This is a genomic window from Microbacterium sp. FW305-3-2-15-F-LB2, from assembly GCF_058787255.1.
Map to the genome: position 1 here is coordinate 514,484 of NZ_JBYSZO010000001.1, position 25,474 is coordinate 539,957.

At 65.2% G+C, this 25,474-nt stretch carries 20 protein-coding genes; 9 read left to right on the plus strand and 11 right to left on the minus strand.

The window, feature by feature from the left end; genetic code table 11:
- Nucleotides 1–19: 19 nt before the first annotated feature.
- Genes AC3WLZ_RS02445 through AC3WLZ_RS02460 form a run of 4 tightly spaced genes read right to left on the minus strand, consistent with a single transcriptional unit; the run spans nt 20 to nt 4,380 of the window.
- The gene (locus AC3WLZ_RS02445; protein ID WP_492468928.1) at nt 20–1,249 is read right to left on the minus strand and encodes a hypothetical protein; all 1,230 of its coding nucleotides are present in this window, start codon (nt 1,247–1,249) and stop codon (nt 20–22) included.
- Nucleotides 1,230–2,582 (minus strand): O-antigen ligase family protein, encoded by a 1,353-nt coding sequence (locus tag AC3WLZ_RS02450; protein ID WP_492468929.1) that lies wholly within the window; start codon nt 2,580–2,582, stop codon nt 1,230–1,232. The genes AC3WLZ_RS02445 and AC3WLZ_RS02450 overlap by 20 nt, the downstream gene beginning before the upstream one ends.
- 5 nt (nt 2,583–2,587) lie before the next feature.
- Nucleotides 2,588–3,682 carry a glycosyltransferase family 4 protein gene (locus tag AC3WLZ_RS02455; protein WP_492468931.1) on the minus strand — a complete coding sequence of 365 codons (1,095 nt, stop codon included), beginning with the start codon at nt 3,680–3,682 and terminating at the stop codon, nt 2,588–2,590.
- A complete protein-coding gene (locus AC3WLZ_RS02460; protein ID WP_492468932.1) occupies nt 3,679–4,380 on the minus strand; it encodes an acyltransferase in 702 nt (233 codons plus the stop codon). Before AC3WLZ_RS02460 ends, AC3WLZ_RS02455 begins: the two co-directional genes overlap by 4 nt.
- Before the next feature lie 482 nt (nt 4,381–4,862).
- On the opposite strand from AC3WLZ_RS02460, the gene AC3WLZ_RS02465 reads away from it, so the two are divergent.
- Nucleotides 4,863–6,536 carry a DUF4012 domain-containing protein gene (locus AC3WLZ_RS02465; RefSeq protein WP_492468933.1) on the plus strand — a complete coding sequence of 558 codons (1,674 nt, stop codon included), beginning with the start codon at nt 4,863–4,865 and terminating at the stop codon, nt 6,534–6,536.
- 25 nt (nt 6,537–6,561) lie between these two features.
- Here the strand turns inward: AC3WLZ_RS02465 and AC3WLZ_RS02470 are convergent, their stop codons facing one another.
- Together AC3WLZ_RS02470 and AC3WLZ_RS02475 are read right to left on the minus strand one after the other, a co-directional pair.
- Nucleotides 6,562–6,846 carry a hypothetical protein gene (locus tag AC3WLZ_RS02470; RefSeq protein WP_492468934.1) on the minus strand — a complete coding sequence of 95 codons (285 nt, stop codon included), beginning with the start codon at nt 6,844–6,846 and terminating at the stop codon, nt 6,562–6,564.
- On the minus strand, nt 6,843–7,325 hold the full coding sequence (locus AC3WLZ_RS02475; RefSeq protein ID WP_492468936.1) for a GtrA family protein: 483 nt from the start codon (nt 7,323–7,325) through the stop codon (nt 6,843–6,845). Before AC3WLZ_RS02475 ends, AC3WLZ_RS02470 begins: the two co-directional genes overlap by 4 nt.
- Nucleotides 7,326–7,387: 62 nt before the next feature.
- Between AC3WLZ_RS02475 and AC3WLZ_RS02480 the strand changes: the two genes are divergently transcribed.
- Genes AC3WLZ_RS02480 through AC3WLZ_RS02490 form a run of 3 tightly spaced genes read left to right on the plus strand, consistent with a single transcriptional unit; the run spans nt 7,388 to nt 10,193 of the window.
- Entirely contained in the window at nt 7,388–8,179 is a 792-nt protein-coding gene (locus tag AC3WLZ_RS02480) for a glycosyltransferase family 2 protein (RefSeq protein WP_492468937.1), read from the plus strand.
- Nucleotides 8,180–8,181: 2 nt separating this feature from the next.
- On the plus strand, nt 8,182–8,658 hold the full coding sequence (locus AC3WLZ_RS02485) for a VanZ family protein (RefSeq protein ID WP_492468938.1): 477 nt from the start codon (nt 8,182–8,184) through the stop codon (nt 8,656–8,658).
- Nucleotides 8,655–10,193: a hypothetical protein gene (locus AC3WLZ_RS02490; RefSeq protein ID WP_492468939.1), complete on the plus strand. Its 1,539-nt coding sequence runs from the start codon at nt 8,655–8,657 to the stop codon at nt 10,191–10,193. Before AC3WLZ_RS02485 ends, AC3WLZ_RS02490 begins: the two co-directional genes overlap by 4 nt.
- 20 nt (nt 10,194–10,213) lie before the next feature.
- Here AC3WLZ_RS02490 and AC3WLZ_RS02495 read toward each other — a convergent pair whose 3' ends face one another.
- Together AC3WLZ_RS02495 and AC3WLZ_RS02500 are read right to left on the minus strand one after the other, a co-directional pair.
- The gene (locus tag AC3WLZ_RS02495) at nt 10,214–10,768 is read right to left on the minus strand and encodes an arsenate reductase/protein-tyrosine-phosphatase family protein (protein ID WP_492468940.1); all 555 of its coding nucleotides are present in this window, start codon (nt 10,766–10,768) and stop codon (nt 10,214–10,216) included.
- Nucleotides 10,769–10,815: 47 nt separating this feature from the next.
- Nucleotides 10,816–12,240: a tyrosine-protein kinase domain-containing protein gene (locus AC3WLZ_RS02500; RefSeq protein ID WP_492468941.1), complete on the minus strand. Its 1,425-nt coding sequence runs from the start codon at nt 12,238–12,240 to the stop codon at nt 10,816–10,818.
- A gap of 632 nt (nt 12,241–12,872) precedes the next feature.
- Between AC3WLZ_RS02500 and AC3WLZ_RS02505 the strand changes: the two genes are divergently transcribed.
- The 3 genes from AC3WLZ_RS02505 to AC3WLZ_RS02515 all read left to right on the plus strand — a co-directional run bounded on the left by AC3WLZ_RS02505 (nt 12,873) and on the right by AC3WLZ_RS02515 (nt 16,760).
- Nucleotides 12,873–13,829: a hypothetical protein gene (locus AC3WLZ_RS02505; RefSeq protein WP_492468942.1), complete on the plus strand. Its 957-nt coding sequence runs from the start codon at nt 12,873–12,875 to the stop codon at nt 13,827–13,829.
- Nucleotides 13,829–15,709 (plus strand): DUF4012 domain-containing protein, encoded by a 1,881-nt coding sequence (locus AC3WLZ_RS02510; RefSeq protein ID WP_492468944.1) that lies wholly within the window; start codon nt 13,829–13,831, stop codon nt 15,707–15,709. Before AC3WLZ_RS02505 ends, AC3WLZ_RS02510 begins: the two co-directional genes overlap by 1 nt.
- Before the next feature lie 130 nt (nt 15,710–15,839).
- Entirely contained in the window at nt 15,840–16,760 is a 921-nt protein-coding gene (locus AC3WLZ_RS02515; RefSeq protein ID WP_492468945.1) for a nitroreductase family protein, read from the plus strand.
- Between the two features lie 24 nt (nt 16,761–16,784).
- Here the strand turns inward: AC3WLZ_RS02515 and AC3WLZ_RS02520 are convergent, their stop codons facing one another.
- The 3 genes from AC3WLZ_RS02520 to AC3WLZ_RS02530 are packed head-to-tail and all read right to left on the minus strand — an operon-like array spanning nt 16,785 to nt 21,725.
- Nucleotides 16,785–18,950, minus strand: a complete 2,166-nt coding sequence (locus tag AC3WLZ_RS02520; RefSeq protein WP_492468946.1) for a hypothetical protein — start codon at nt 18,948–18,950, stop codon at nt 16,785–16,787.
- On the minus strand, nt 18,947–20,392 hold the full coding sequence (locus AC3WLZ_RS02525; protein ID WP_492468947.1) for a lipopolysaccharide biosynthesis protein: 1,446 nt from the start codon (nt 20,390–20,392) through the stop codon (nt 18,947–18,949). The genes AC3WLZ_RS02520 and AC3WLZ_RS02525 overlap by 4 nt, the downstream gene beginning before the upstream one ends.
- Before the next feature lie 28 nt (nt 20,393–20,420).
- Complete coding sequence (locus tag AC3WLZ_RS02530) at nt 20,421–21,725, minus strand: O-antigen ligase family protein (RefSeq protein WP_492468948.1); 1,305 nt, start codon at nt 21,723–21,725, stop codon at nt 20,421–20,423.
- A gap of 209 nt (nt 21,726–21,934) precedes the next feature.
- On the opposite strand from AC3WLZ_RS02530, the gene AC3WLZ_RS02535 reads away from it, so the two are divergent.
- Both AC3WLZ_RS02535 and AC3WLZ_RS02540 read left to right on the plus strand, forming a co-directional pair.
- On the plus strand, nt 21,935–24,073 hold the full coding sequence (locus AC3WLZ_RS02535; RefSeq protein WP_492468949.1) for a glycosyltransferase: 2,139 nt from the start codon (nt 21,935–21,937) through the stop codon (nt 24,071–24,073).
- On the plus strand, nt 24,070–25,194 hold the full coding sequence (locus tag AC3WLZ_RS02540) for a glycosyltransferase (RefSeq protein WP_492468950.1): 1,125 nt from the start codon (nt 24,070–24,072) through the stop codon (nt 25,192–25,194). Before AC3WLZ_RS02535 ends, AC3WLZ_RS02540 begins: the two co-directional genes overlap by 4 nt.
- Nucleotides 25,195–25,474 lie beyond the last annotated feature (280 nt).

Sequence of the window (25,474 nt, forward strand, 5' to 3'; positions counted from 1 at the left end):
CACGGCGTCGACGCGTCGTTCACCGACCGCGCAGCACCGGAGCGGCCGCTGTCGCCAGAGCGGCCAGCGTCGCGAGCTGGACGAGTGCGACGCCCGCCGCGGCACCGGTCACGCCGGCGATACCCGCCCCCGCGATCACGGCGGGTGTGATGAGGACCGCGCCCAGGCACACGGCGGTGAGATAGGCGCCGTCGCGACCGGACGGGAGCACCACGCACAGCCCGAGAGCGGTCGCGACGGTCATCGCCGCGAGCGCGATGCCCCCGAAGAGCGCCGTCGAAGGGGTCATTTCGAAGCCGGCTCCGAGCACGACGGGAGTGGCCCACGGCACCACCAGTGCGAAACCGGTGCCGAGGGCGAGGGCGAGGAGGGCGTGGAGGCCGAGGGTGCGACGCATCCGTCGCAGGCCGACCCGCCCGTCCGCCGAGGACACCCAGCCCTGGAAAGACGACGTGATCATGTAGACGCCGATATAGCCGTACTTCAGCACCCGGTCGAACGGCGCGAAGCCGATCGCCGCGGGCGAGCCGACGACGCCGAGGGTGGACAGGGGAGCCGTCTCCGAGAACGTCAGGAGCCCGGCGCTCAGGGCGGTCCGCCACCCCTCACGGTACGCGGAGCGGGCGTCCCTGACTGTCGCGCGCACCGAGAAGCGTTCGCGCAGACCGATCAGCCACGTCGCACCGAGGAACGCCGCGAGCGTACCGACGAGCAGTGTCGCCGGGTAGAGGAGCGGGATGCCGAGGAGCAGCGCTGCGGCAGCACCGGCGGTGTTGAGCACGATGCGGGGGACGGCATCGAAGACCAGCGCGAGCAACGGGCGGCCGACACCGATCGCGTACCAGCTCAAGGAGAGGCCCTGGAGGGAGAAGGCGAGCGCCGAGACGATCGCGAGGGCGTGATCGTCAGTGTGGCTCGCGATCGCGGCGACGAGGGCGACGAGGGGAAGAAGGACGAGGCTGTTGGTGCCGCGTACCAGGACGCTCGCCCGGAAGACGCGGGCGGGGTGGGCCGACCGTGCCGCCTCGACGGGTCCGCGCACGGCCCAGCCGAAGGTGATGATCGTGGCGGCGAGGGTGCCGAGAGCCTGGCCGATGGCGATTTCCGCGAAGCCCACCGGTCCGGCCGCGCGGGTGATGAGCGGAAGCGCGATCAGGGGCGAGATCGCCGAGAGAGCGGAGACGGCGGTGAGCAGCGCGACGCTTCGGGCCCGGTGCGGCCGGGGGGCTTCAGAGGCGGTCGAGGTCACGTTCGTCCTCGGTGACCGGACGCAGGATCACGGCGATGAGGATCCAGGTGATCGCGAACCAGAACATGCTCGTGAGCGTCGCCGACAGAAGGTACGAGGCCAGGAGCCCGGTTGCGACGGGCTTGCGTGGGCGCGGCACGTAGACGAAGACCGCGGCGAACAGCGCGATCAACAGGACGAGACCAACGATGCCGCCGTCGTAAAGGACCTGCACGGGCAGCATGATGATGTGGCCGCTGATCCCGGGGGTGCCGGGCTGCTCGTGGCGGAGGCCGAACGTGTTCGTCCCGTTGCCCAGCCAGAGATGGATGCCCGTCATGTCTTCCGCGGCGAGGCTCGCCACCTCGAGGCGGAACGCGATCGTGCCCCCTTCGAAGTCGACGTCCCCGATCTTGTTCTGCTGCTCCGGATTCGTCGGGTCCGGTTCGCGCGTGGGAGCGGGGGACGTCGAAGCACCGGGCATGGTCGCGCTTGCGCTCGGCGGCAGGCTACGGTCGGCGGGCTGCGTGCCGCCGAGGGCTGCGACCACACCGTAGGTGACGATGAGGGTCCCGACGAGTACGGCCGCGGGCAGAACTCGCACAAGACGCTCCCGCCACGACGACCGGTGCGAGAGCAGCGTGTACACAGCGAAGACGCCGAGCCCGAGCGCGAGACTGAACACCGCCGTCCGCGTCTGTGAGGCGACGAGGCCGAGTGGCACGCTCACCGCGATGGCCGCCGTCTCCCAGCGACGGATGCCGCGGCGCGTGACGGCCAGGAGTGTCCAGAAGATCAGGATGGAGGCGTAGATGTTGGCTTCGATGGCCGTCGCTCGGGCGACGTAGACCTCGTAGAGGTAGTCGAAGTCGGTTCCGGGGGCGACCTGGCCGCGCGTCAGGTTCGCGATGGCGTAGGCGGCGAAGCCCACCAGAGCCCAGGGGGCCACCGAGAGACGGCCGAGGCGCTCCCCCAGTGCTGCCCCGTCGGCGAGCGCCATGAGGGAGACGAGAAGCAACAGGTCGATCGTCAGCCAGATCAGGATCGACGCGCTCCACGCCAAGCTCGGCGAGAAGGCCAGCGTCGTGAGGACGTTCCAGAGGACGAAGCCCGCGTAGATGAGGGGGACGGGATGCCGCAACGCGCGGGCGAATGGACCGCGAAGAGCCGGGTGCACCAGCATCCAGCACACGAGCGCGAGCGGCACCACCTGCTCGACGCGGACGCGGAAGCCCATCACGTCGGCGTCGTAGCGGCCCAGGAACGAGCTGGCGACGACCGCGGTGATCAACGTGAGCGTGATCAGTCGCGTCCGGCCCGTGAGGATCGGGCGCGCGTACGACGTCGTGGTCATGGGACTCATGGTCGAGTGACGAGGTCCCACAGTTCGGCGCTGATGCGTCTATCGAAGGTGTCGCGGGCGAACAGTCTCTCGAACCGCTCGCGCGCGGCGGCAGCCGCGGCCCGGATGCTTTCTTCACTGAGCGCGTTCAAAGCGGTCGCCCACGCATCGGCATCGCCCGGGGGCACGAGGAGCGGGCTGTCCCCGACGATCTCGCGCAGGCCCCCCGCATCGCTGGCCAGGAGTGCGCGACCGGCGCCCAGGGCCTCGATGGCGATCGTCGGCAGCGGGTCGGGCAGCACACTCGGCACCACGACCACGTGTGCCGAGTCCAGGTGTGCCCGCACGTCGGCCGTACGCCCGACGACCGTGATCTGCGAACCCCGGCAAGACTCCGCCACGAGGGAACGGACATCGACGGCCTCTCCGATCGGGGGCGCATCACCGAGGACCTCGAGCGTCAGGTCTGATCGCCCCATGCGGTTCCAAGCGTCGAGGAAGACTTTGTGCCCCTTCCACGAGTTCCATCGGCTGGCAATGAGAACGCGTATCCCGCCGTCGAAGGGAGGCAACTCCTCCGGCGCCTCCGAATCGAATCCGTTGTGGACGACGGTCGTTCTCCCGCGGAGGTGCGAGGGGAGAGCGCGTGCCACCGCCGAACTCACCGCGATGATGTGATGCGCGTACCGCAGGAAGGGGATCACGGAGCGGGAGCGCGACCCGATGTGCTCGTGGAGGTGAAGCACGACTCGAGCCCCGGACAGTCGCGCTGGCGGCGCGGCAAGAGCCGCCGCTGCCGTGCTGATGTATACGAGTGCAGGGCGGGCCGCGATCAACCGCGTCCCCGTCGACAGCGCGCGCAGGCCCAGGCCGAGGAGGCGGGACGGGCGGAGGTATGCGCGCCGCATGATCGGGAGGGCGAGGTGCCGGACCGTGATGCCGCGCGCCTCCAGAGCGCGCGAGAGCTCCCGGTCGGGGTAGTCGATGTCGGTGGGCAGCCACACCTCGAGATCCAGATCGTCGGGGACTGTCCGCAGCACTTCCAAGAGCACACGATCAGCGCCGTACATCTCGTCAGAGGGGTGGACGACAATTGCGCGTCGTCGGGTCACAAAACGTCCCGTCTCTTGATCTCACGGGCGGGGATACCGCCGACGACGCTACCGGGAGCCACATCACGAGTGACCACTGCTCCCGCCGCGATCACGGCTCCGTCGCCGATGGTCACCCCCGACGTGATCGTCACCCCGCTGGCGATCCAGCACCCGGAGCCGATGGTGATGGGGGACCACGCGACGCCCTGGGACTTAACGTCGATCGTGGGGTCATCCATGACGTGGTCCTCGGCGAACACGCGCACTCCCGGACCGAGCATGGTCTTTTCGCCAATGGTCACCCCGCCCGAGCATCCGATGTAGCACCCGGGAGAAAGGCTGCTGTCGTCCCCCATGACCAGACCCACGCCGATGGCGCGCGAGTAGTAGCTGCTGGGCCGGATGAGTGTGCCGGTGCCGATCGACACTCGGTCTCCGAGCCGGATGCCGTCGCGGCTCAGCCCCTGGATCTCCGCGAAGTCCTCGACCACCAGGTCCGCACCGACATGGACGAGGTGTGGATTGCGTACGCGGACGCCCCGGCCGATGAGAGGCAGTCCGCGCCGCGAGCCGAGCCGAGGCGCCAACAGCGCGCCGCGCACCGCCATGGGCCCGACTTTCGTCGCGAGTTGCAAACTCACGCGCCGCCACCCGTCGCCTCCCGCCTCGCGGACACGTTGGCGCTGGTCGCCGATGATCTTCGTCGCAATACCCATGGCTACTCAGCGGGTCCCTTCTGGTCGCTGGAAGGCGGGTATTTCATGTTGAGCTCGTTTCGCCCGGGGCGCACGAGCATCCCACGCGAAGCGTCTCCCTACGCTTGAGATGGAACCCACCAATGCAGTATTCCCGGGGTGTGGCGTGGAATCTGGGATCTTCCCGGGAACGTCGCAGATCACCGCAGACACATGCGGGCGAGTGATCCGCGATTCGTGGTTCACGCGTCTCCCCAGATTTGTCAGTCGCGGCCGGCTCATCTCGGTTTGCAGCGCGTCGAATCCGCTGTTGCAGAGGGCTCTTACCGGACTCAGGTAGCATACCGACCGCGCGGCAGGTGCCCGTCGCGCCCGACGCCGGACCACCGACTCGCGGCGTGATCGGATGAACAATGTCACACGACTCCTCACGCCGTCGCCGGCGGCTCCTCATCGCCTGGGTCTGCCTCGGCGCCCTCTGTGCGGTCCTCGTCACGCTCGTCGTGGCTGTCGGTGTCGGAGCATTCGTTGCGCAGAAAGAACTGCGTGCGGCGGTTCCCGTCGTGTCCCGAATGCAGGGTCAATTCGATTCTGACGACCGCGCGGCGCTGGATGCGTCCATCGAAGATCTACAGGCTCATGCCGCTACCGCTCGCGGCGCCGCTGACACCTGGTTGTGGTGGGTTGCCGAACAGGCGCCGTTCGTCGGCCCATCCCTCCACGCGGTCCGGGAATCGACCGTCGCGGTCGACGAGATCGCGCACGGCGTTCTGCCAGCGCTCGTCGACGTCGACCCCAGCCTCCTACGTCCGCAGGGCGGCGCGTTCAACATCTCCGCTTTGACGGAACTTGCGGCGCCGATCGCGTCCGCCTCCGACTCAGCAGAGCGCGCGTCCGGAGCTCTTGAGGGAGTCAATCTTCGACTTGTGCCCGGCCTGCTCCGCGCACCGCTCTCCCAGCTCACGGGCGTCGTTGGCGCGCTCCAGCCGGCTCTCTCCAGGGCGGACGCCGTTCTGCCGCATCTACCCTCGATGATGGGCCAGGATGGCCCGAAGAACTATCTCCTTCTCGTTCAGAACAATGCCGAAGCGCGTGGGCTCGGCGGGATTCCGGCATCTGTCGTTCTTCTGAGGGTCGAGAACGGGAAGATGGACATCGTCCAACAGGCGACAAGTCGTAGCTTCACTAACGAACGCCCGACCCCGATTCTGCCGCTCAGCGCTGAGTTGGTGAAGCTCTACGACGACAAGATCGGCCGCTGGTCTCAAGACATCACATCCACGCCCGACTTCGGCCTTTCCGCGGAGCTGGCGAAGGCCTACTGGACCGAGTCGTTCGGTGACCCCGTGGACGGGGTGATCTCCATCGATCCGGTTGTCCTCTCCTACGTCCTGCAGGCGACGGGACCGATCACGTTGGAGACCGGGGACGAGCTGACGTCGGCGGATGCTGTCCGCATTCTGCTCAGCGAGGTGTATTCGCGTTACCCGAAGAACTCCGACCAGGATGTGTTCTTCGCGTCAGCGGCGGTGAAGGTTTTCGATGCCATATCCGCGGGCGATTTCGAACCACTTCCGTTCGTCGAAGCCGTCGTGCGATCCGTTGACGAGAATCGTATCTATTTCCATTCCTTCGATGATATGACGCAGGCAGCCTTCTCAGGATCGCGAATCCTCGGACCGTTGCGGGAGACCGACACCCCGCAGAAGCCGACCCTCGGCGTGTTCGTGAACGACCTCACGCAGTCGAAGCTCAGCTACTACACCTGGATGTCGGCTCAGGTCAGCATTGACGGGTGCGGTCTGGTTCCGACCTACACCACGACGGTGACGTTTGTGAACGCGCTGGATCAGGCCACTTCCGACGGGCTGGTGTCTTATGTGGACACGGCGAGCAGGTACCCCAAGGGGACGATCGGCACCGATCTGCAGTTCTACGGCCCGAGCGGGTCGACCTTCGTTCGAGCGACGGTCGATGGCGTCGACGTCGCCATCACGACGGGCGAGGACCTGGGCCGCCCCGTAGGGCGGATGTGGATCGTGAACCCGATGGAGACCTCACACACCCTCACGATCGAATTCAGGGGCACGCGCGCCAACGGTGACGACGTCTCGCTCGTGCACACCCCGATGGTGAACCCGGTGGAAACGTCGGTCGTCGAAGTCCCGTGCGGCTGAGCAGGCGACAAGAGCCTGAGGTTGCTCAGAGAACGGCGAAAAGGTAGGCGTACGCCGCGAGCAAACCGAGGTTCATCAGGCCGGAGATCGGGGCGATCACTCCGAAGGACCCGCGCCGGAGGACCACTGCGACGATTGCGAAAACCAGTCCCAGTACCGCCCCCGCCGCGGACAACGCGAGCGAGCTGGTCAGAGAGATCGTCTCGACGGAGAGTGCCCACAGGCGCATGACTACAGCCAGTTGCACCCCCAATGAGATGAACGCCATCAGCAGCGACAGGGTTCCGAGGACGCGGGGGGCTGTCTTCACGGGGTGAGCCTACCCGAGGGTTCGTCGACGCCTTGAACCGGTCGAGCCGGTGGGAAGACCACATAGTGATAAAGCACGAATCGGATCACGGTTACCCCACCGATGGATATGAGATTCACGACGTTGAGACCGAGGGCGCCGACCTCGCCGAAGGCCGCTTGCCATGCGTGCGCGCCCAACCAGACCGCGCCCGCGCCGATCGCCGTGCACACCGCATTGACGAGGAGGAACCGGACCATCTGCCGCCCGGTACCGGTACGTGCCCGTGAGCGGAAGGCCCATTCGCGGTTCCCGACGTAGGCATTTACCAGTGCGATCAGCGAGGCGACGACTTTCGCGACGACGGGATTTGTGCCGAGGGCAATAAGCACATTGAACGACGCGATCTCGATCAGTGTGCTGATGGCGCCGACAACGAGGAAGCGTGCGGACAGAGCGCCCGCGCGACGAAGATTTCGGCTGCGCCCCACGAGTGTCATACGCTACAGGTTCGGGGGAAGCGCCGGGTGAAAGTACTCCGAACGGAAGCGGGGAACCCAAAGTGCAGGCGAAAACGCATGTGGCAGTGGTGATACCTGCCTACAACGAGGCGGAAGGACTCCCGGCTTTCCTCGCCGAGATCCGTGCCTCGTTCGCTGCATGCGAGATCCCTGTCACCCTGATCGTCGTGGACGATGCTTCTACCGACGACACCAGCCGCGCTGTCGGTACCCTCGCCTACGTCATGCGGGCGCCGAGGAATCGCGGCCACGGACCTACTGCCCTTGCGGCGTATGCGGAGGGGCTTAAGAGCGGTGCCAGAGTGATCGTTCACGTCGATGGTGATGGACAGTTCCATGGGGAAGACATCGCACTCGTCGCGCGCGCCATCGATGACGGCGTTTCTGAGGTGGTTCACGGTGTGCGTCGAGGTCGTACCGATCCCTGGTTCCGGCGCGGTCTCAGCGTCCTCGTGCGCTTCGCCGTTCTCCTGCTCTGCGGGCGTTCCGTGCCGGATGTGAACACGCCGTTGCGCGCCTACCGCCCCGATGCGCTTCGCCGCCTCATCGACGGGGTGCCGGAGGGCGCGCTCGTGCCGCACGTGCACTTCTCGATCGCTGAAGCACGCGACCGTCTCCCCGTCCGATACGTCGCGGTCGCGAGCATCCCGCGCCGAGGTGCTGCCGCCCAGGGAACAATGTGGGGAACTGGCCGGGCGCGCGTCGTCTTCCCTCCTCGCCGTCTGATCCGCTTCGCACGACTGGCGCTGGCTGAGCTCTGGCGAGTCGATGTCGCTCGGTCGCATCGTCGCGACCACCATCCGGCTCGCCGCGACATGGCTCTGCGCGGCTGACCGTGCGGCCGCTGATCGGCACCCTCGGGCTGGCCCTCTGCCTTGCAGTGGTGTTGGCCGCGACACTCTCTCCTGCGCCCATCGACCGGGGGTACGAGAGCGCCATCCTCCGGGTGCTGGTGGTGCTCCACCGCAACGGCGTGCCCGACTGGTTGGGATACCGGTGGGTGGAGTTCACCGCAAACATCGCGATGTTCGTCCCACTTGGATTCTTCCTGTCGCTCGTGTTTCCGACGCGCTTCCTGTGGATCGCCCTTCCGCTCATTCCCGCCCTCTCAGCCGTCCTCGAAACGCTGCAACTCCTCGTGCTGCCCGCGCGGTTCGCCACGATCAACGACGTGATTGCCAATACCATCGGCGGCTGGATCGGGGTTACTGCTGCGGCCCTCATGGTGGCCGCCGTGCACGCCCGCGACCGAAGGGTGTTCCGACGGTGGCGGGAGAGAGACCTCATTGGCGTGAAGGAGCCGATCGGATGACGACGGCTCGACGTTCCGCGATGCTGCTCGCTGCGGCATCCGCTCTGCTGGTCAGCCTTGTCGCCTTTGTGCCGATGGCCGTTTCTGGGCACATCACACGCGACTCCGGCGTGTTCCTCTACACGGGGATGGTCGTGACGCGCGGAGGAATGCCGTACGTCGACTCTTGGGACCACAAAGGTCCGCTCCTCGCCGTGCTCGAGGCGACGGCATGGCAGTTGGGCGGAGGGATCATCGGTGCGCCTGTGCTCGAGGCGGTCGCGCTGTTCTTCGGCCTCGCGATCGCCGGGCTGATCTGGGCGCGACGAATCGGGAATTGGGCGGCCGTCGCGGTGCTTGTGGCAGGCGTCACGTACCTAGCTGTGTTCGAGGGGGGCAACTTCACCGAGACATGGCTCTTCCCGTTCCAGTTGGTCGCGTGCAGCCTGGCAGCGCACGTTGCGCTCGCCCATGGCAGAGAGGCTTCCGTACGGATGACCGGCGGGCTGGGGCTCGTCGTCGGTCTGGCGCTATCCGTGGGGTTGTTTACCCGGATGAACAACGTCGTTGGCCTTCTGCTGCTCGTGATAGTCGGAGCCGTCCTGCTGCGTCATCGCATCGTCTTCGTGGGAGCTGTCGCTCTCATCGTCGCGACGGTTGCGGCCTCGCTCGGTCTCTGGCTCTGGACGGGGAATGCTCTTCGGGCAGCGGTCGACCAATACGTGGGGTACAACCTCTTCTACTCCGGGGGGACCGGCGCTGGAGACCGCCTCGGTGCTTTCGTCACTCTTTCCCAGCTGCTGTTTTCCGGAGCCGTCGTGGCGGTGACCCTTGTGCTCCTCGGCGCGATGCTCGTGAGCGCGCGGAGAGAGGGGTCAGACGGCACGCGTACACGTATCGTCGTTGTGCTCTTCCTTGCCGTCGGTCTTCTGGATGCTCTGTCGCAGATGGTGTCCGGCCGGCCCTACCCCCACTATCTCGTCGTTGCGATAGCCGGATTCACCGTGGTTGTCGTGTCCGCGAGCGCTTCGCTGCTTCCGAGCGTGTCGGCTGCGTGGTCGAATCGACGGACCGCAGCGCGCCCACTGATTCCGGGTATCGCCGTGCTCGTGACCGTGGCGATCGTGATGTCGAGTTCCACCACCGCGTCGCTCCAGGCTCTCCGTACCGTGGCGGGCGCGGGTGTGTATCTGCCCGACACGTATCAGGCTCAGCTCGTCGACCGGGTCCGCCTCGAAACCTCGCCCGATGATCGAGTTCTTGTGCACGGGGCCGAAACATGGATCCTCGCATCGGCCCAGCGGCTCTCTCCGACGTCGATCACATACTCGCTGCCCGTCGAACAGGGGTACGGCGGGCTCCCGGCTCAGTACCTCGCCGACATCGAGTCTGTCCCCCCGGCGCTGATCGTGGAGTCTCCGGTTTCGTGTGGTATCTCCATCGAATGTCCGCCGGAGTTGGCGCATTTCGACGGACTCGCGCCGTGGGTGGCATCCAACTACGAACTCGAGGGGGACATCGTCGGCTTCCGATTCTGGAAGCGCGTCGCGAGTTGATCTCTATCTATCCGTGCGCGTCACCGAGCTGAGGCGGCTCTCGCCCCCGCGGCCAGAAAAGCGGCGACTCGGTCGGCGGCAGGCGACAACTCCTCGAACGACAGCGCGTAGACCTCGTCCGGTCGCCGGTACGGATCGACGATGTCGAACTCCTCCGGGCTTGCGGGCGGGGGGACGGTGCCGCGGAGCGCTGCGGCGTAGGACACGGCCGCACGCATACCGTCCTCGGGCGTGCGTGCGCCAGCTGTTGTGACTGCGTCGGGCAAGCCGTGTTCGAGTTCGTCGGCGATCCGCGCGAGTTCGCGAAGAGTGAACGCCCGCCGCATGGAGGCAGGGAGGGTTTCCACGATGAGGCGGCGATGGTCGCGCGACATGGCCACGATGAGGTCCGCGCCGCGGATCATGCCGACATCGATCTGACGCGCACGGTGCGCTGACGCGTCAATACCGCGGGTCGCGGCGAGGCGCTGTGCCTGCTCGGGCACAACGCTTCCGACGAGAGCACCGGTGCCGGCGCTCTCGACCTGCACGTCCGCGAAAGGTGCGAGGGCGTGCGCAAGGATCAGCTCGGCCACGGGGGACCGGCAGATGTTCCCGGTACAGACCGAGAGGATCGAGAACGTCATTGCTGTTCGGCGCGGTCGCGACGGGATCGACGCTCACCCTTGTCGGTCGAGAGCGTCGGCTCTGCGGAGGAATAGGAGTACGCCCCGTACCCGTAGCTGTCGGGCCCCTTAGCGGGCAACATCGTGACGACCACGCCGAACAGCCGTGTTCCGATCGCATTCAACTTCTCGACGGCCGCGGTCAACTGGGGTTTCTTGGTCGTGCCCGATGCGGCGACGAGGAGCACACCACTCGTGAAGCGCGAGATCACGGCGGCGTCCGTCACGAGGAGGAGGGGCGGAGCGTCTACCAGGACGTAATCGAAGGCGTCGGCCAAAGCCTCGAGAGTGCGCTTCATCGCCTGGCTGCCGAGCAACTCGGACGGGTTAGGGGGTGTCCGCCCCGACGGCAGGACGAACAGCTTGCCGGTTCCCCATTGCTGGAGCACGTCGACGAGTTCCGCGCGACCGATGAGCACGTCGGTCAGTCCGACGCCGCCTTCGATGCCCATGTATTCCGCCACGCGGGGGAGGCGAAGGTCGCCGTCGACCAACGCCACACGTGCACCTGTCTCCGCCAAGGCGATCGCAAGGTTTGCCGTCGTGGTCGACTTTCCTTCGCCCGGTCCCGCGCTCGAGATGACGAAGGACCTCGACGAACCGTCAACATCGATGAACTGGAGGTTCGTCCGCAAGCTGCGAAACGACTCCGCGCGTGGGTTGCGCGGATCGGCGTGCACAATGAGCGGCCGCTTCTTCGCGTCGGGGTCGAGAGCGATCCCTCCCAGGACGGGCGCCTCCGTCGCTGCCTCGATGTCGTGGAGCGAGTGAATTCTGGTGTCGAGCACCGAACGCAACAGGGCGAGGGCGAGGCTCAGGGCGAGGCCCGCCACCAGCCCCAACGCCACATTCATCGGCACATTCGGCGAGGCGGGGGACGTCGGCACGAGCGCCGGTTCGATGGTCTCCACGCGAACGAGGCTCGTCGCCTCGCCCTCGGGCTTTTCGAGTCGGTTGACGACGACGTCGGCGAAATTCGAGCCCACGGAGTTCGCGATGGATGCAGCCAACTCGGCGTCGGTGTTCGTCACCTTCACGGAGATGATGACCGAATTCAAGGGCGATGACGCCTCCACCGAGCGTGCCAGCTGCTGTGCGGTGACGTCGAGGTTCAGATCGTCGACGACGCGATCGAGGACGACTGCACTGTCGACGACGTCTACGAAGCTGACCACAGCCTGTCGCGCGAAATTCGTTCCTTGGGCGAGTTCGCTCACACCGGAATTGTCGGATCGCACCGAAACGTAAAGCTGCGTGTTTGCTTCATAGGTGGGCGTCTGAAGCAAGGAGTACCCGTACATTGCGGCTCCGCCGAGAAGAGTCAGCGCAAGGATGAGGATCCAGTTGCGGTGCAGAATCCTGAGATAATCGCGCAGTTCCAAGCCTCGTCCATTCGCCTGTCAATAGGTGAGCGGGTGCCCGGCAGGTGCACGCAGCCTCTCAGGCTATTCTGTCCCGAGGCAGTCTGCGCCACACCCGGCGCCCCCCGACTACCCTACGACATTCGCGGAACGGCGCCGGAAGCAGCGCCGGGGAGGCGCAAGTGAGTGATCTCAGGTCCCTGTTCGGGACGACGATTGAGGACGATTCGGCACCGGCACCCAGGCCGTCATCGGCTCATTCTGTCGCGTCCCTTCGTGCGCTGGTGGGCGGACCTCGTGTCGAGGCGAGCTCGGAAAGGCCCGGTCCGACTCTCGATCTGAGAAGGGTCGTCGGCCCGTCCGAGGCATTGGTTCCCGAACGCGTCCCGTATTCCATCGGCGCCGTGGTTGGTGAACCAACTCTTCTCGCTCGGCCGAGCGTCATCTCTGACTTGTCTGCGGTGGTCGGCCCTCCCGAACCGACGACAACGGGCACCTCTGGTGAGAGCTTGGAGGCGCTCGTCGGTGCCGGACGAATAGAAGTCGCTGAAGCGGGCTGGACCGCCCCGGAGCTAACGCAAGCGGGGCGTCGCCCCCTTTTCGGAGGACGCCGGAGAGCAGGAGCCGTCAACTACTTCAGCGTCGCTGTGGCGGTGCTGGCCGTCCTCGCTCTGGTCGGCACGGTCTCATTCGCTGTGGTCCAGCGCGCGACTGCGAACCCCGCCGATGACGCCATGGTGAGCCTGAGGGAGCGAGAGGCCGAGCTTGCCAACGAGACGAAGGCACTCCAGACCAGCGCGGACCTCTATGCCGCTTCCGCGTCGGAGGCGGCTGGCCTCGCATCGGCAAGCGCTCCCGTCTTGGGAGGATTGCAGGGTCGTGTCGACGCGGCGCCCTTGGCGGCCGCGGAAGCCTCTCGTGCATCTCTGGAGCAGGTGTCGGTCGCAGCGTTGGCTGCGCCGGCCTCGGTTCCTGCGTATGAGCGCGATCAGATCGACGAGAAGTCTCTCGCAGACGTCGGCAAAGCTCTCGACGCTGTGCACCTGGCACGTGAGGCGCTTCCCGCCCTCATCGCGGATGTCCGAGAGGATCGCTCACGAGTTGTGGACGCTCTCGAGGCATTCCGGGCGGCGCTCGCGAGCGTGGGCGCTGCCATCGAGGCCGAGGCCGCGAAGATCGCGGAAGCGAATGACTCCGCGGCGGCGTCGTACCGATCCGCGGTGACCGATGCCGCAGCTCGAGTGAAGGCGGTTCAGCAGGCGGGCGGCGACGGACTCGGGGAGATGACGTCCTACGCCGTCGCGGTCGATGCCCTGCGCGCCGAGAATAAGCGGGTCGTGGCCATCGAAGAGGCTGAACGCGAGTCCGCACCCACCCAGCCCTCCACCCGCAACCCCAGCTCGGGCGAGTCGCGTTCTGGTTCGACGCCGACGAGTCCAGGAGGCTCGAACAACACGCCTTCACCGGCGCCCACGGAGACGACGCCTCCGCCGACCGATCCGACGGATCCGCCGGTTGACCCAACGGATCCGCCGGTGGACCCGACGGATCCGCCGGTGGACCCGATAGACCCGCCGGTCGACGGAACGACTTCGGGCGAAGCCCCGTGATGTCCGATAGTGACGCGCCTGTCAGCCGCCGTCGTGCCCGCGGACCCGCGGGTTCGTCCGTAACCACCGGGAGGTCGGGTCGGATCGCGGCGGTCGCCATCGGCTGGGGTCTCGGCGTGGTCGGGTTCGCGGTGTGCGGCGCTGTGGCGGTACTTCTGGCCTTCGCGCATCAGGCGGGACTCGTTCGCACTGATCTACTCGGGGCGCAGACGAAGCTGTCCTTCGTCCCCCAGATCGTCGCCAACAGCGACATCAACGGCTTGAACCAGGTATCTGGTGAGGTCCTTGAGATGACCCAACGAGCAGACGCCGGCACGACGGGGCCGCTGTGGGACCTGGCGTCCTCTGTCCCTCTCGTCAAGGAGAACACGGACGCCGTCCGCGCCCTCACCGCGATGACCCGCGACCTCACGCAGCGCGCGCTCCCCCCGACGGTGTCCCTGCTGTCGGCATCCGATTTCTCCTCTCTCGCGATCGAGGGCGGCGGCATAAACCTTGAGCCGTTCCGTCAAGCCGAGGGTGCGCTACCGGAGATCACCGCCGCGTTCACCGATGCCAAGGTCGTGACCGACGGAATCGACCGCACCGGCTTGCTTCCTCTCGTGACCGAGCCTCTCGATGAGATCGCGACGATCGTCGATCAAGCGGCGCCTTCGCTGTCTCTCGTGCAGAAGTATCTGCCGGCTCTCCTCGTAGCGGCGGGGGGCGACGGCCCGCGCACGTACCTTGTCGTGTTCCAGAACAACGCCGAGATCCGAGCGACCGGCGGCAATCCCGCCGCGTCGAGCGTGATGGTCGTCGACAATGGTCGCATCGAACTCAAGGCGCAGTCCGATTCGATGGCTTTCTATGCTGCGGGTCAGGCAGGGCGGTCCGTCCTGGATCTGCCCGAAAGCACCCTGGCGCTGTACCCCGACACCTTCACGCGCTACTCGCAGGACTATACGTTCACCCCTGATTTCCCGACGACGGCGCGGCTCTTCGAGTCGTTGTGGAGTCGCACGGACGGCAGTCAGTTCGACGGCGTGATCTCGATCGACCCCGTCGTCCTCTCTCACATGCTCGAGGTGCTCGGCCCCGTCGATCTGCCCACGGGGGAGCAAATAACGTCGGACAACGCGGTGAAGCTGCTCCTTAGTGACACTTATCAGCGATTCGGAGATGCCGGAGACAACGGCCGGTCGTCGGACGAGTTCTTCGCCATGGTGTCCTCGACGGTGTTCTCGCGCTTGGCGGGTGGTCAGTGGAACCCGATCGCGATGTTCGAGCAACTGACGCGCAGTGCTCAGGAGCAGCGCATCAACCTCTGGTTCACCGATGAGCAGGCCCAGTCGCTCGTGACGGAGGTCGGACTTGATGGCGGGCTGCGTCCCGACAACTCCGCGTCGACGCAGCTCGGCATCTACCTCGACGACTTCTCCATCGGAAAGCTCGAGTACCACCTGGCCACCGAGGTGTCCGCCACATGCAACGCGGTCGATCGCACTGTGAGCGTCTCGATGACCATGCACAACGGCATCACCGATGACATCACCAACGCTTACACGCTCGGCTTCCGCAACAGCAGTTACGGACTCCCCCCGACGACGATGATGCTCAACACCCTGTTCTTCGCACCTCCCGGTGCGACGATCACCGCGATGGATCCCGCGGACGGTGACGTTCCCTCGCTCTCGCGGAGCGGTGTGGAGAACAACAACACGGGTGAGAGCCGGATGGTGACGCTCGGCCAGGGCGAGAGTCGGACGGTTTCGTATTCGGTGCAGTTGCCGGATGGTCCGCTCGGTCCGCTGGATCTCCGGCATACGCCCACGGCGAGCAACACGGCGGTCACCATCGACAGTTCGTGCGATCCGTTCGTCACGGGATTCACGAGCTGATGGAGTCGCACCCCGCGAAGCCCCCGCGTTTTCGCAGGCGTATTGTGGGGGGACGTCGACGGTTATTTGTTCCGCGTGCCGTGGGCGCCGTGCAGTCAGGTCGCTAAGGATGAGGGAAACTATGTCTTCGTTGAGCAAGCTGGCCCCGCGAGCACTACGTCGATCGCTGAAGCGCGTCAAAGTCAACCTCGATATTCGTCGGGAGTTTGCAGCGGACCGGCGGCGATACGCGGCGGCGATGTTGCCGGACGACAAATCGATCGCCGCCGGTCTGTCGGGGATGAACCTCGAGGCTCAGATCACGAAGGACTATCACCGGATCGAGAAGGGCCTGGCGCTCCAACAACCACGACGCCCCTTCGGTTTGGAGGTGCAAAGGCGACTGGAGAAGCTTCTGCCGGCTGCCGATCCGAATGCCGCGTACACACAGCATGCGCGAAGCGCGCTCACCGCGCTGCAGCAGTGGAACGAGGGTGGAGACGTATCGGAGGACATCAGTCCCGTTCGTGAACTCGCTGATCCCGCGTTGTCGGATGCGGCTGCGTTCTTCGGCACACGGCACAGCGTGCGGGACTTCTCGGTGCGTCCCGTCGAAGCAGACGTCCTCGAACGGGCTGTCGAACTCGCGCTCTTCTCCCCCTCGGTCTGCAACAGGCAGAGTTGGCGCTTGCACATCAGGCACGGAGAGGAGGCGCGCAAGGTCCTGGAGTTTCAGAACGGTAGCGCCGGGTTCCGCGACATCGTTCCTGCTGTCGCCGTGGTGACCGTCGACGCCCGCGCGTTCGCGGGCACGAAGGAGCGCAACCAGGGCTGGATCGACGGGGGCATCTTTGCCATGTCCTTCGTGTGGGCACTCCATGCGTTGGGACTCGACTCGTGCATGCTGAACATGAGCGTGCCCACGTTCAAGGCCGATGCTCTGCGCCGGCACCTGAATGCGGACGACTCCGAACTCATCATCATGATGGTCGCCATCGGGTACGGGCGAGAGGGACATCGGCGGGCGCGATCGCCGCGGCGTGACGCTGCGTCCGTGATGGCGACCGGCTGAGGGCGAGCGGCCCTCTCGTTCAAGCTATGAAGCCTGGATCCAGCTCGATCCCAACCACGTGAGGGTCATCACCTGGCCTGGGCGAAGTACCCTGTCTTCCGCGGTACGCGATGTGAAAGGCGCCAGCGACGTGTCGCCAATGCGGACGTCCCCGCCGTCCGACGCTGAGATCAGGGTGAGGAGCTGGAATGCGCGGGGCGGGCGACTCAGGGTGATCTCTGTCGGCGCACCGCTCGTGCTCACAAGCTCCACGACGACGTGCGCGTCTGTCGAGTTCCAGACCGGGGCGATCTGTGCATTCAGATCACCCGTCAATCGATGGGCGGCGGAAGAGAGTACCGGCTCCGACGAGTTCTGTGGCTGCGTTTGCCACTGGACCCGGCTTCCCTGAGCGACCGCGCCGACCCCGCCCGAAGGAAGAGCGGAGAAGGTGACGCCCTGCAGGTCGACGATCTGAGTGGCGCCATGGAAGAACGAGTCGGTGCTGTCCAGCGACGACGCACTCATCGAGATCCCTACCTGGCGGAGGGACACCTGCGCCCTTCGACCGTCTGCGGCGGAGTCGCCGGACACGGGGGACCACGATTGCTCCAGGTCGGCACGGAATGATGAGTTGCTTACCTTCACGTCAGACGCCTCGTTCTGAAGGAAACTCGCACCCTGCCGTCGACTGTTCACCAGGGCCGAGACATCGCTGAGAGAAACGGTGGCATTTCGCGTTCGGATCGCGCTCGCCACACCGTCGATGACGACACCGGTCACGGTGAGCACGGGGCGAGTCTCCAACTCCCCGGCGCGCGGGTGCCCCGTTGGGTGGATATCGGCCGCGATGGCGGTGTCGGCGATGGCCCCCGCCGTGAATGCCTGGACGACGTGGCCGAACGATTCGCCGCCTCGCTCGGACTCGGTGAATGCTCGGACTCCGATTCCGATGCGGTGAGCAGCGCATCCGACCACGAGGTGATTCCGCCCGCGCAGGGAGAAGGCGGCCACGTCGTCCGCTCCGGAGTCGACCGAGCAGTTCGAGAACATGGTGCTCTCACTCGAATGGTGCGTGTCGAATCCCGAACGAGAAGGCGAAATTGCGCGGCACGCAATGATTTGGTTCCCGTACGAGCGTCCGTATCTGTGAGGGTTGGAGCTATTCCGGGGGATCGCTGGGGTGTCGTCCGTGTAGGCGTGACGCGCATGCCGGACCGTGCTGTCGCGAACCGTTCCGAACTCGCTGCAATTGTCCAGAACGCCATATCCCAAGCGGTGCGGTGCGTCGTCCTCGGCGAAAGCGACGTCGAGCCGTGCGACGTGGAAGGCGTAACAGCTATTCATGTGGATGACCGGTCCATGTGCGCTGATGCAACGGACGTCTTCGACGAGGGGTGCCAGGAGTCCCGCCAGGTAAATCATCGAAGCCCCGACGACTTTCGCGGAGGGCGATTGCCCCTCGAGCGAAAAACCGCGGATCTGCACAGTCCTGCGGCTGGCTTCGACGACGCGCGCGTTGTCGGAATAGGTTTCGCGCAATCGCATCGTCGTGATGACCTCGTTCCCGCGACTGGACGCGACGATGGCGTACTCGCCGTTGCGGGAGGCACGATCACTTGACGGCGCGCGAGACCCCGGGACGGCGTCATCCGAGAAGACTTTTATCAAGGTGCCGGGAGCCCAGCGGACCTCTCCGTCGACGACGATCCTCGCTGTCGACCCCGCCGTCTCGTCACCGGGGGTGACGGTCTCGAAAGAGGTGACACGGACGGGCGTGGCCCATGTGGCACTGACGGAGATGACCGGAGATGCACCGGTTTGTACGAGCGTAACGCCGTACCCGGACAGACGAATGGACTCACCGCCGGGCACGATGGGGCTGCCGACCAGATACCGACCTGGGGCGATGACCGCTTCCCAGCCGACAGGAACGGTGTTCAGTGCCTCCGTCAAACCGTGAGCGGAGTCCTCGTGACCCGTCGGGTCGATCCCGGGGTAGTCCTGGGAAGAGATGTATACCGATCCGCCTCCAAGGTCACCGACGGAGGGAGGATCGGGACGAGGTCTGTCCGCACCGCTCTTGATCGCCCGGTCGAGCAGGACGGATCCGGTCGCGGCGACGAGACCGCCAGCAATCAATTCTCGTCGACTGGGCGCGTCGAAGCCGGTCGGGATACGAGACGAATCGGATGCCGGACGTTTGGTCATCGCCGGATCCGCTTGGCCATTCGGAGCACCTCTGCTGTGTCCTTCCTGATCCCGGGTACGAGGGCGTATGCGAGGAGAAGGAAGATCGCCATCGTGGGCACGATTGCCGCAATCTGCCACCAGGGCGCCAAACTCCACGTCAACCAGATCACGGGAGCGGCGACCACAAGCATCGCGGTGTACAGAGCGACGGGACGAGCCGCGGCGATCACGATGGGGCGGGGAGCGAGTCCAGCCTTAGGCATCGCGCGGAACGTCAGGATCACCCAGTTGAGCAGTAGTCCGGCCGTCATGCCGATCGCGACGCCGATCGCGCCCCATGGGACGCCCACGCACATGAGAGCGATCATGATGCTGCGGGACGTGATGGTGTAGCGCAGCTGCATACCCGTGAGTGCCTTTGCAAGGAACACCCAGTAGTAGACGTAGCCGAGAGTCTGGAAGACGCCACCTATGGCGAGCACAGCGAAGAGTGCCTTGGTCTCGTCCCAGTCCGGTCCTAGAACGATCTCGACGAGCGGCGAGCAGAGCGCTGTCGCGGCGAAGAAGACACCGCCGATCAAGTACGTCTGCAGGAGTTGGGCCTGCCGCACGTATCGCTGGAAGGTGAGATCGTCCTCGATCTTGGAAAGGATGGGAAACGCGACTCTCGTCATCGGCGCCGCGAGCTGCTGCAGGGGGAGTCGGTAGAGCTGGTACGCCCGGCTGTACAGGCCGAGTTGCTCGACCCCCCAGAAACGACCGATGAGCACCGAGTCCACGTTGTTGCTGGCGTAGGTGATGAGTTGTACACCGAGGTTGTTGACGCCGAAGTTGATCAATGGCCGAATGTTGGCTCGCCTCGACGGCCACGTCGGCGTCCAGCGCGCGGCAACCCACAGCATGACGAGGAGGAGGAAGGCCGACAAGACCTGCTGGAGCACGAGCGCCCAGTAAGTGGCGCCCAGAAGAGCGAAGGCGATCGCGGCCGCGAAGGAGACGAACTGAGCGGTCACATCGGCGATGGCCATGGCCTTGAACCTCAGCTCTTTCGACGCCTCGGCACGAAACTGTGCGGTCACGGCGTAGAGCAGGAATACCACCGAAAGCGCTTGGGCGACGTTGACGAGCTCAGGGCGGCCGTAGAACCACGAGATGGGATAGGCGGCGAAGAAGACCACGACGGACACGATCACGCCGACGGCAGTGTTCAACCAGAAGAGGTTCGACTTCTGCTGGTGGGTGATCTCCCGTGCCTGGATCGCTGCGGAGGATAGCCCGAAGTCGGCGAGGAGGAGCGCGAGTCCCGTGATCGAGGTGACGAGAGCAACGGTCCCGTAGTCCCCGGGCGTGAGGAGGCGTGCCAGCACCATCAACGCGCCGAACTGGATGGTGAATCTCAGGAACTGCGCCAGCAGCGAATGCGCGGCGCCTCGTGCTGCCGCTCCTGCGAGCGAGGTCATTCGACGGGCTTCAATCTGAATTCGTGTGTCATGCGGTCGTGAGTTGGGCGGCCTCTGTGGCGGGCGCGCCTACCGCGCTAACGGGCTGAGGTTCCCGGAGATCTTTCCGCCGCAGCATCCCGTAGCCGAAGCCCATGCAAAGGAACCAGATCATGAAGATCGACCCATTCATCAGCCCCCAACCGGTGACGGCGGTGATAATGGTTCCCGCTGCTGCCGCAATGGCTCCTCGGGCCCACGCACCCTGCTGGTCCACGCGGCGCATGTGGCGCACGCTGAGGATCAACAGCACTGCGGCCGGCAAGAAGAAGAAGACTGCTCCGGGGATGCCGAGTTCGGTGATCTCCAGCAGGAAGATATTGTGCACGCGCCAACCCTGCGCGGTCAGGCTGTCAGTTTGACCGACGACCGGAATGTAATTGCCGGGACCTACGCCGAGCCACGGATTCTTGGAGATCGCCTCCAGGGCGACCTCCGCGAAGTGCTCTCGGGCACCGCCTTCGGGATCGCCGGTGAATCGGTCGATGATCGTGCCGGAAAAGACCAGAGCCCCGGCGAGGACGACAGCCGGTACAACGAATCGGGATGCTTTCGCGGACCGCGCGGGCATGATGATGAACCAGAGGAGCAGTGTGAGCAGGTAACCGATGAAGTTTGCTCTGCTCTCCGAGAGTCCGACGGGGATGAGTGCGACGAGCATCGCTAAGTAGGCGACCCGACGGGTGTGACGGTTGGCGGAGTTCGTCAGCGGAAGAATGATCGCCATGAAGAGGATCATCACCTTGCCGACCGTGCCAGGGTGACTGAAGGTACCACTGGCGCGCCCACCTTCGAGCTCGGCCGTGCGTCCCTGCAGCGCGAAGATGGGGACACCGGCAGTCTGCAGCACAGTCACGACGACCTGGAACAGGATGACCGCGGCGAGCAGGTAGACGAGCACAAGCTCATGTCGTGTTCCTGGCGCATAGCCCTTGGCGAAGTAATGGCCGACCGCCCATGCGGCGACACCGACCAGGAGATAGAAGACACTCGTCGTCAGCTCCGTGCTCTGCTCCCACTCGAATGCGGCGCCGATCAAGAGCAGCGCGATGAAAGGCAGGAACAGGAGGAAGTTGGGGCGTCCGCTAGATGCGATGAAACCGATGATGAGCACCGCGAGGATGGCGAGATCGTATGTCTGAAGGGTCACGCCCCCGAGTTCGACCCCGAGGGAGCGTGGAACGAGCGTCAAGGCGATGATGACCGCGATGAGGGCTGTCGCCCACCAGCGCAACGTGCCGAGCATCAGGATCATGCAGACTACGGCGATCAAGCCGAGAAGGAGCGGTGGCACGGTTACCCTTCCAGTCCGTCTTGGTGTCGCATGTTCAGATCGATCGTAGGTCACGTTGGTCTCGGTCGTGTGCGCGGGCCGGTCAGAGGCGGCGGACCTCGCCGCGGAGAGTCATCACGGGGCATTCTTAGCCTTCGCTTAGACTGGCATGAATGCGGGTCGTGAGCCGGGTCGTACGTCGTTCACTGGATATTAGGGGCTTACAAACGATGACCACTCCGAGCAAACTGATCGTCTCCGCTGCCGAGGCGGGCCGTGCCGTTGCACTGGGGTTGATCGTGCGAGCCGCGCGATTTGCACGCCCCAGGGGCCGATATCACGTGCTTTTCGCCGCTCCTGGCGGTGGGAACATCGGCGATCAGGCGATGGCCGACGTATTCTGCGAGCAGGTCGATGGAGACATTCGCGTTCTGCTGATGAAGCCGGGAGCCGTCATCCTTCCGCAGTACGGGCGCGGTTCGCGAGAGGCGGTCGTCGTCGAGGGCCTGATGTCCCGGAACCCCGTCACATTCGTCCGGGCATTTGCGCGTCTCGGCCGGGTGCTTCGTGGCGCTTCGAGTCTGTCCATCACCGGCGCAGACATCATGGACGGTGGATACAACGCATTCGCGAGTCTCTTCCGGTGGCGACTCGCTCTTGCCTCCGAACGGGCTCATCTGCCCACCCGCATCCTGGGATTCAGTTGGAATGGACGTGCACCGCGTCCCGTCGCCTATGCAGCCGCTCGGGCCGCCAAAGCCGGAGTGCGCCTCTTCGTGCGCGATCCTCTGAGCCGCGCTCGGATGGCGAAGGCCTCGATCGGACCGACTCGCGAGGCAAGCGACACGGTCTTTTCGCTCGGGGTGCGCGACGAGGACACCGAGGTCTTTCGCGATCTGAGTCGAGCCAGGGCAGCAGGGAAGAGGATCGCGCTGGTCAACGCCAGCGCATTGGTATCGAAGCGCGTGGATCAGCCGGCTGAGTACCAGGTGATTCTGGAAGCGCTACGCGAGCAGGGATATCTGCCGGTGCTGTTGCCTCATGTACATCGCGGGGCCGGCGGTGACATGGCGGCGGTCCAGCAGGTCGTCGACGCCAGCCCTGACACCCCGTGGTTGGTCATCGAGGAACTACTTCGCCCTGCGCAGATCCGAGCCTTGCTGTCGTTGACCGACGTCGTCATCACGGGCCGGATGCATTTGGGGATCATGGCTTTGTCGACAGGGACGCCCGCGTTCATCATCTCGACCCAAGGCAAGGTTGAGGGTGTCGGTCAGCTGTTCGCCTGCGAAGAACTGGCGGTGGCGTCTGAGCCGGGCCTTGGTCGCGTGATCGCCGAGCGAGTCGCCGATCAGTCTCTGCTCGATTCGATGAGTGCGAGGATCGCCGAACGCTTGCCCCGCGTTACGGCGTTGTCGCAACGAAACTTCGAAGGGCTGCGCTCGGCGGAGCCAGGACCATCCTTCGCCGAGGGCCCAGAACCCATCCGTGCGGCGGCGCGGGTGTCCGTCATCATTCCTACCCACCAGCGAGCGGCTTTCCTCCCGGCCTCGGTGGGGTCCGTCTTGTCTCAGACCAGGCCGCCCGCCGAGATCATCATCTGTAGCGATGTTCCTGATGAGGAAACGGAAAGAACGGTCGCCGACATCGCGGCGACCACCGACATCCCGCTTCAGTACGTCTACGACCCTCAGACGCCCGGTGGCGCATCTGCTTCCCGGAATGGAGGGGCTTCGGTGGCTCAGGGTGATGTGTTGGCCTTCCTCGACGACGATGACGTCTGGGAGCCCGGATATTTGCGAGCGGCGATCGATGCGGCTTCGGCCGCGGGTGCGGACATGGCCGTCATAGCGCGGTGGATGGTCAAGGGAGAGACGCGCGTCGAAGCCCCGACGCTCGAGCCGAATAAGTCCGCACAGGACGTGGTGGCGGTAAGTCTGGGGACAACGGGCAGCAACATGGTGCTCACCCGAGAAGCCTTCGTGCGCTCCGGCGGATTCGACGAGTCGATACCGGTGAAGAACGACACGGACTTCTTCTTCCGATTCCTGCTCGCCGGGCACACCTACACCTCCGTCTCGGACCGTCTTGCCCTCCAGGTGAAGCATGGAACGGGTCAGCTGACCGGGAACACTGAACGACGAGCCGCGGGGACCAAGGTCTACATGGCGAAACATGCCGTGCATCTTCGTGGTCGAGATCGCCGCCATCTACGTCTTTCCTACTACCGCATCCGTTACCACCTCGCGAAGAATCCCTTGCTGAAGTACACATACCTGGCGCTTGCGTTGATGAACTACTCGCCGAAGAAGTACCTCGAGGAACGCTCTATCAGGCGGGCATGGATTGAGCTGGAGAGTTCAAAATGACGGGCTCCGCATCTGGGCGACGTAGCGTTGCGATCATCGGCACACGTGGGTACCCCAGCTTCTACGGGGGCTTCGAGACCGCAGTCCGTGTGCTCGCGCCGTACCTGGCGGACCACGAGTGGGACGTGACTGTCTACGGTCGTCCCGGAGCAACTGTCGCCCCAACGGATTTCGATAGCGACTCTCGGGTGACGACTCGGACCACGCGCGGGTTCGAGACAAAGTCACTGAGCACGCTGTCCTACGGGTTCACGTCGTCGTTCGACGCCCTTCGGCGTCGCCCGGACGTTGCTTTGGTCATGAATGTGGCGAATGGCTACTGGCTTCCCATGCTGAAGGCTCGCGGCATCCCGACCGTGGTCAACGTCGATGGCATCGAATGGGAGCGCGACAAATGGGGTCGTCTCGCGAAGGCGGTCTTCCGTACGGGCGCGCGCGCGACTGCGCGGTGGGGCGATTCGCTGGTCTTCGATGCGCACGCGATCGGGGACTACTGGGCCGAGAATTTCAACAGGACGGGCACCTTCATCCCATATGGCGGAGACGTCCCAGGGGATCTTCCGGTGCCTCCGGGCGTGGAAAGTGGCCGGTACGTCCTCGTCGTCGCTCGATTTGTTCCTGAGAACACGGTCGGCGAGTTCTTCGACGCCGTCTCCTCGATCGCTCAACGCCATCCCGTCGTCATCATCGGTTCCTCCGGTTATGGTGGACCGTTCGACGAAAGGGCGAGGCAACTCGCGGACCAGAACGCGGACGTGACGTGGCTCGGCCACGTCCGCAACGACGATCTCCTGCTCTCCCTGTGGCAGCACTGCGGCGTGTACTTCCATGGCCACAGCGTGGGAGGGACGAACCCGGCGCTCGTGCAGGCGATGGCGTGCGGTGCACCCGTGGTGGCGCGGGACACGGTCTTCAACCGGGAAGTCCTGTCTCCCGAGGGCGCGAAGTTCGTTCAGCCGAACCCGAAAGACATTGCTGATGCGGTCAATTCGCTCCTGCTCGATCCGGTTGAGAGGGCTCGTCTCTCGGCGGTCGTCACCGCGCGAGCGACCGAACTCTATTCGTGGGAGCTCGTGTGTTCCTCTTACGAAGCCGAACTCGATCGTGTGAGCCGGAGATGACGATGGAACAAAGTCTGACGACGTTCCCCATGCACGGGCAGCGAAAGCTCTCCAATGAGGGATATCGCACCCGTGACGGTCACTTCATAGAGTGGTTCGGGAGGCTTCTCGAGGGCCGCGGACCCGTCATCGTGCGCTCCCGACCCGAGCCCCAGGTCTTCCGGCCCGCACATCGGCGCGGCGCGCTCGCCGAGAACACGCGCGCGCTTGACAGCTGGAGCTGGCGAATACCGATCCAGGGTCCGCGGCAGAGGTGGTGGTGGACTTCGCGGGAGTCGTA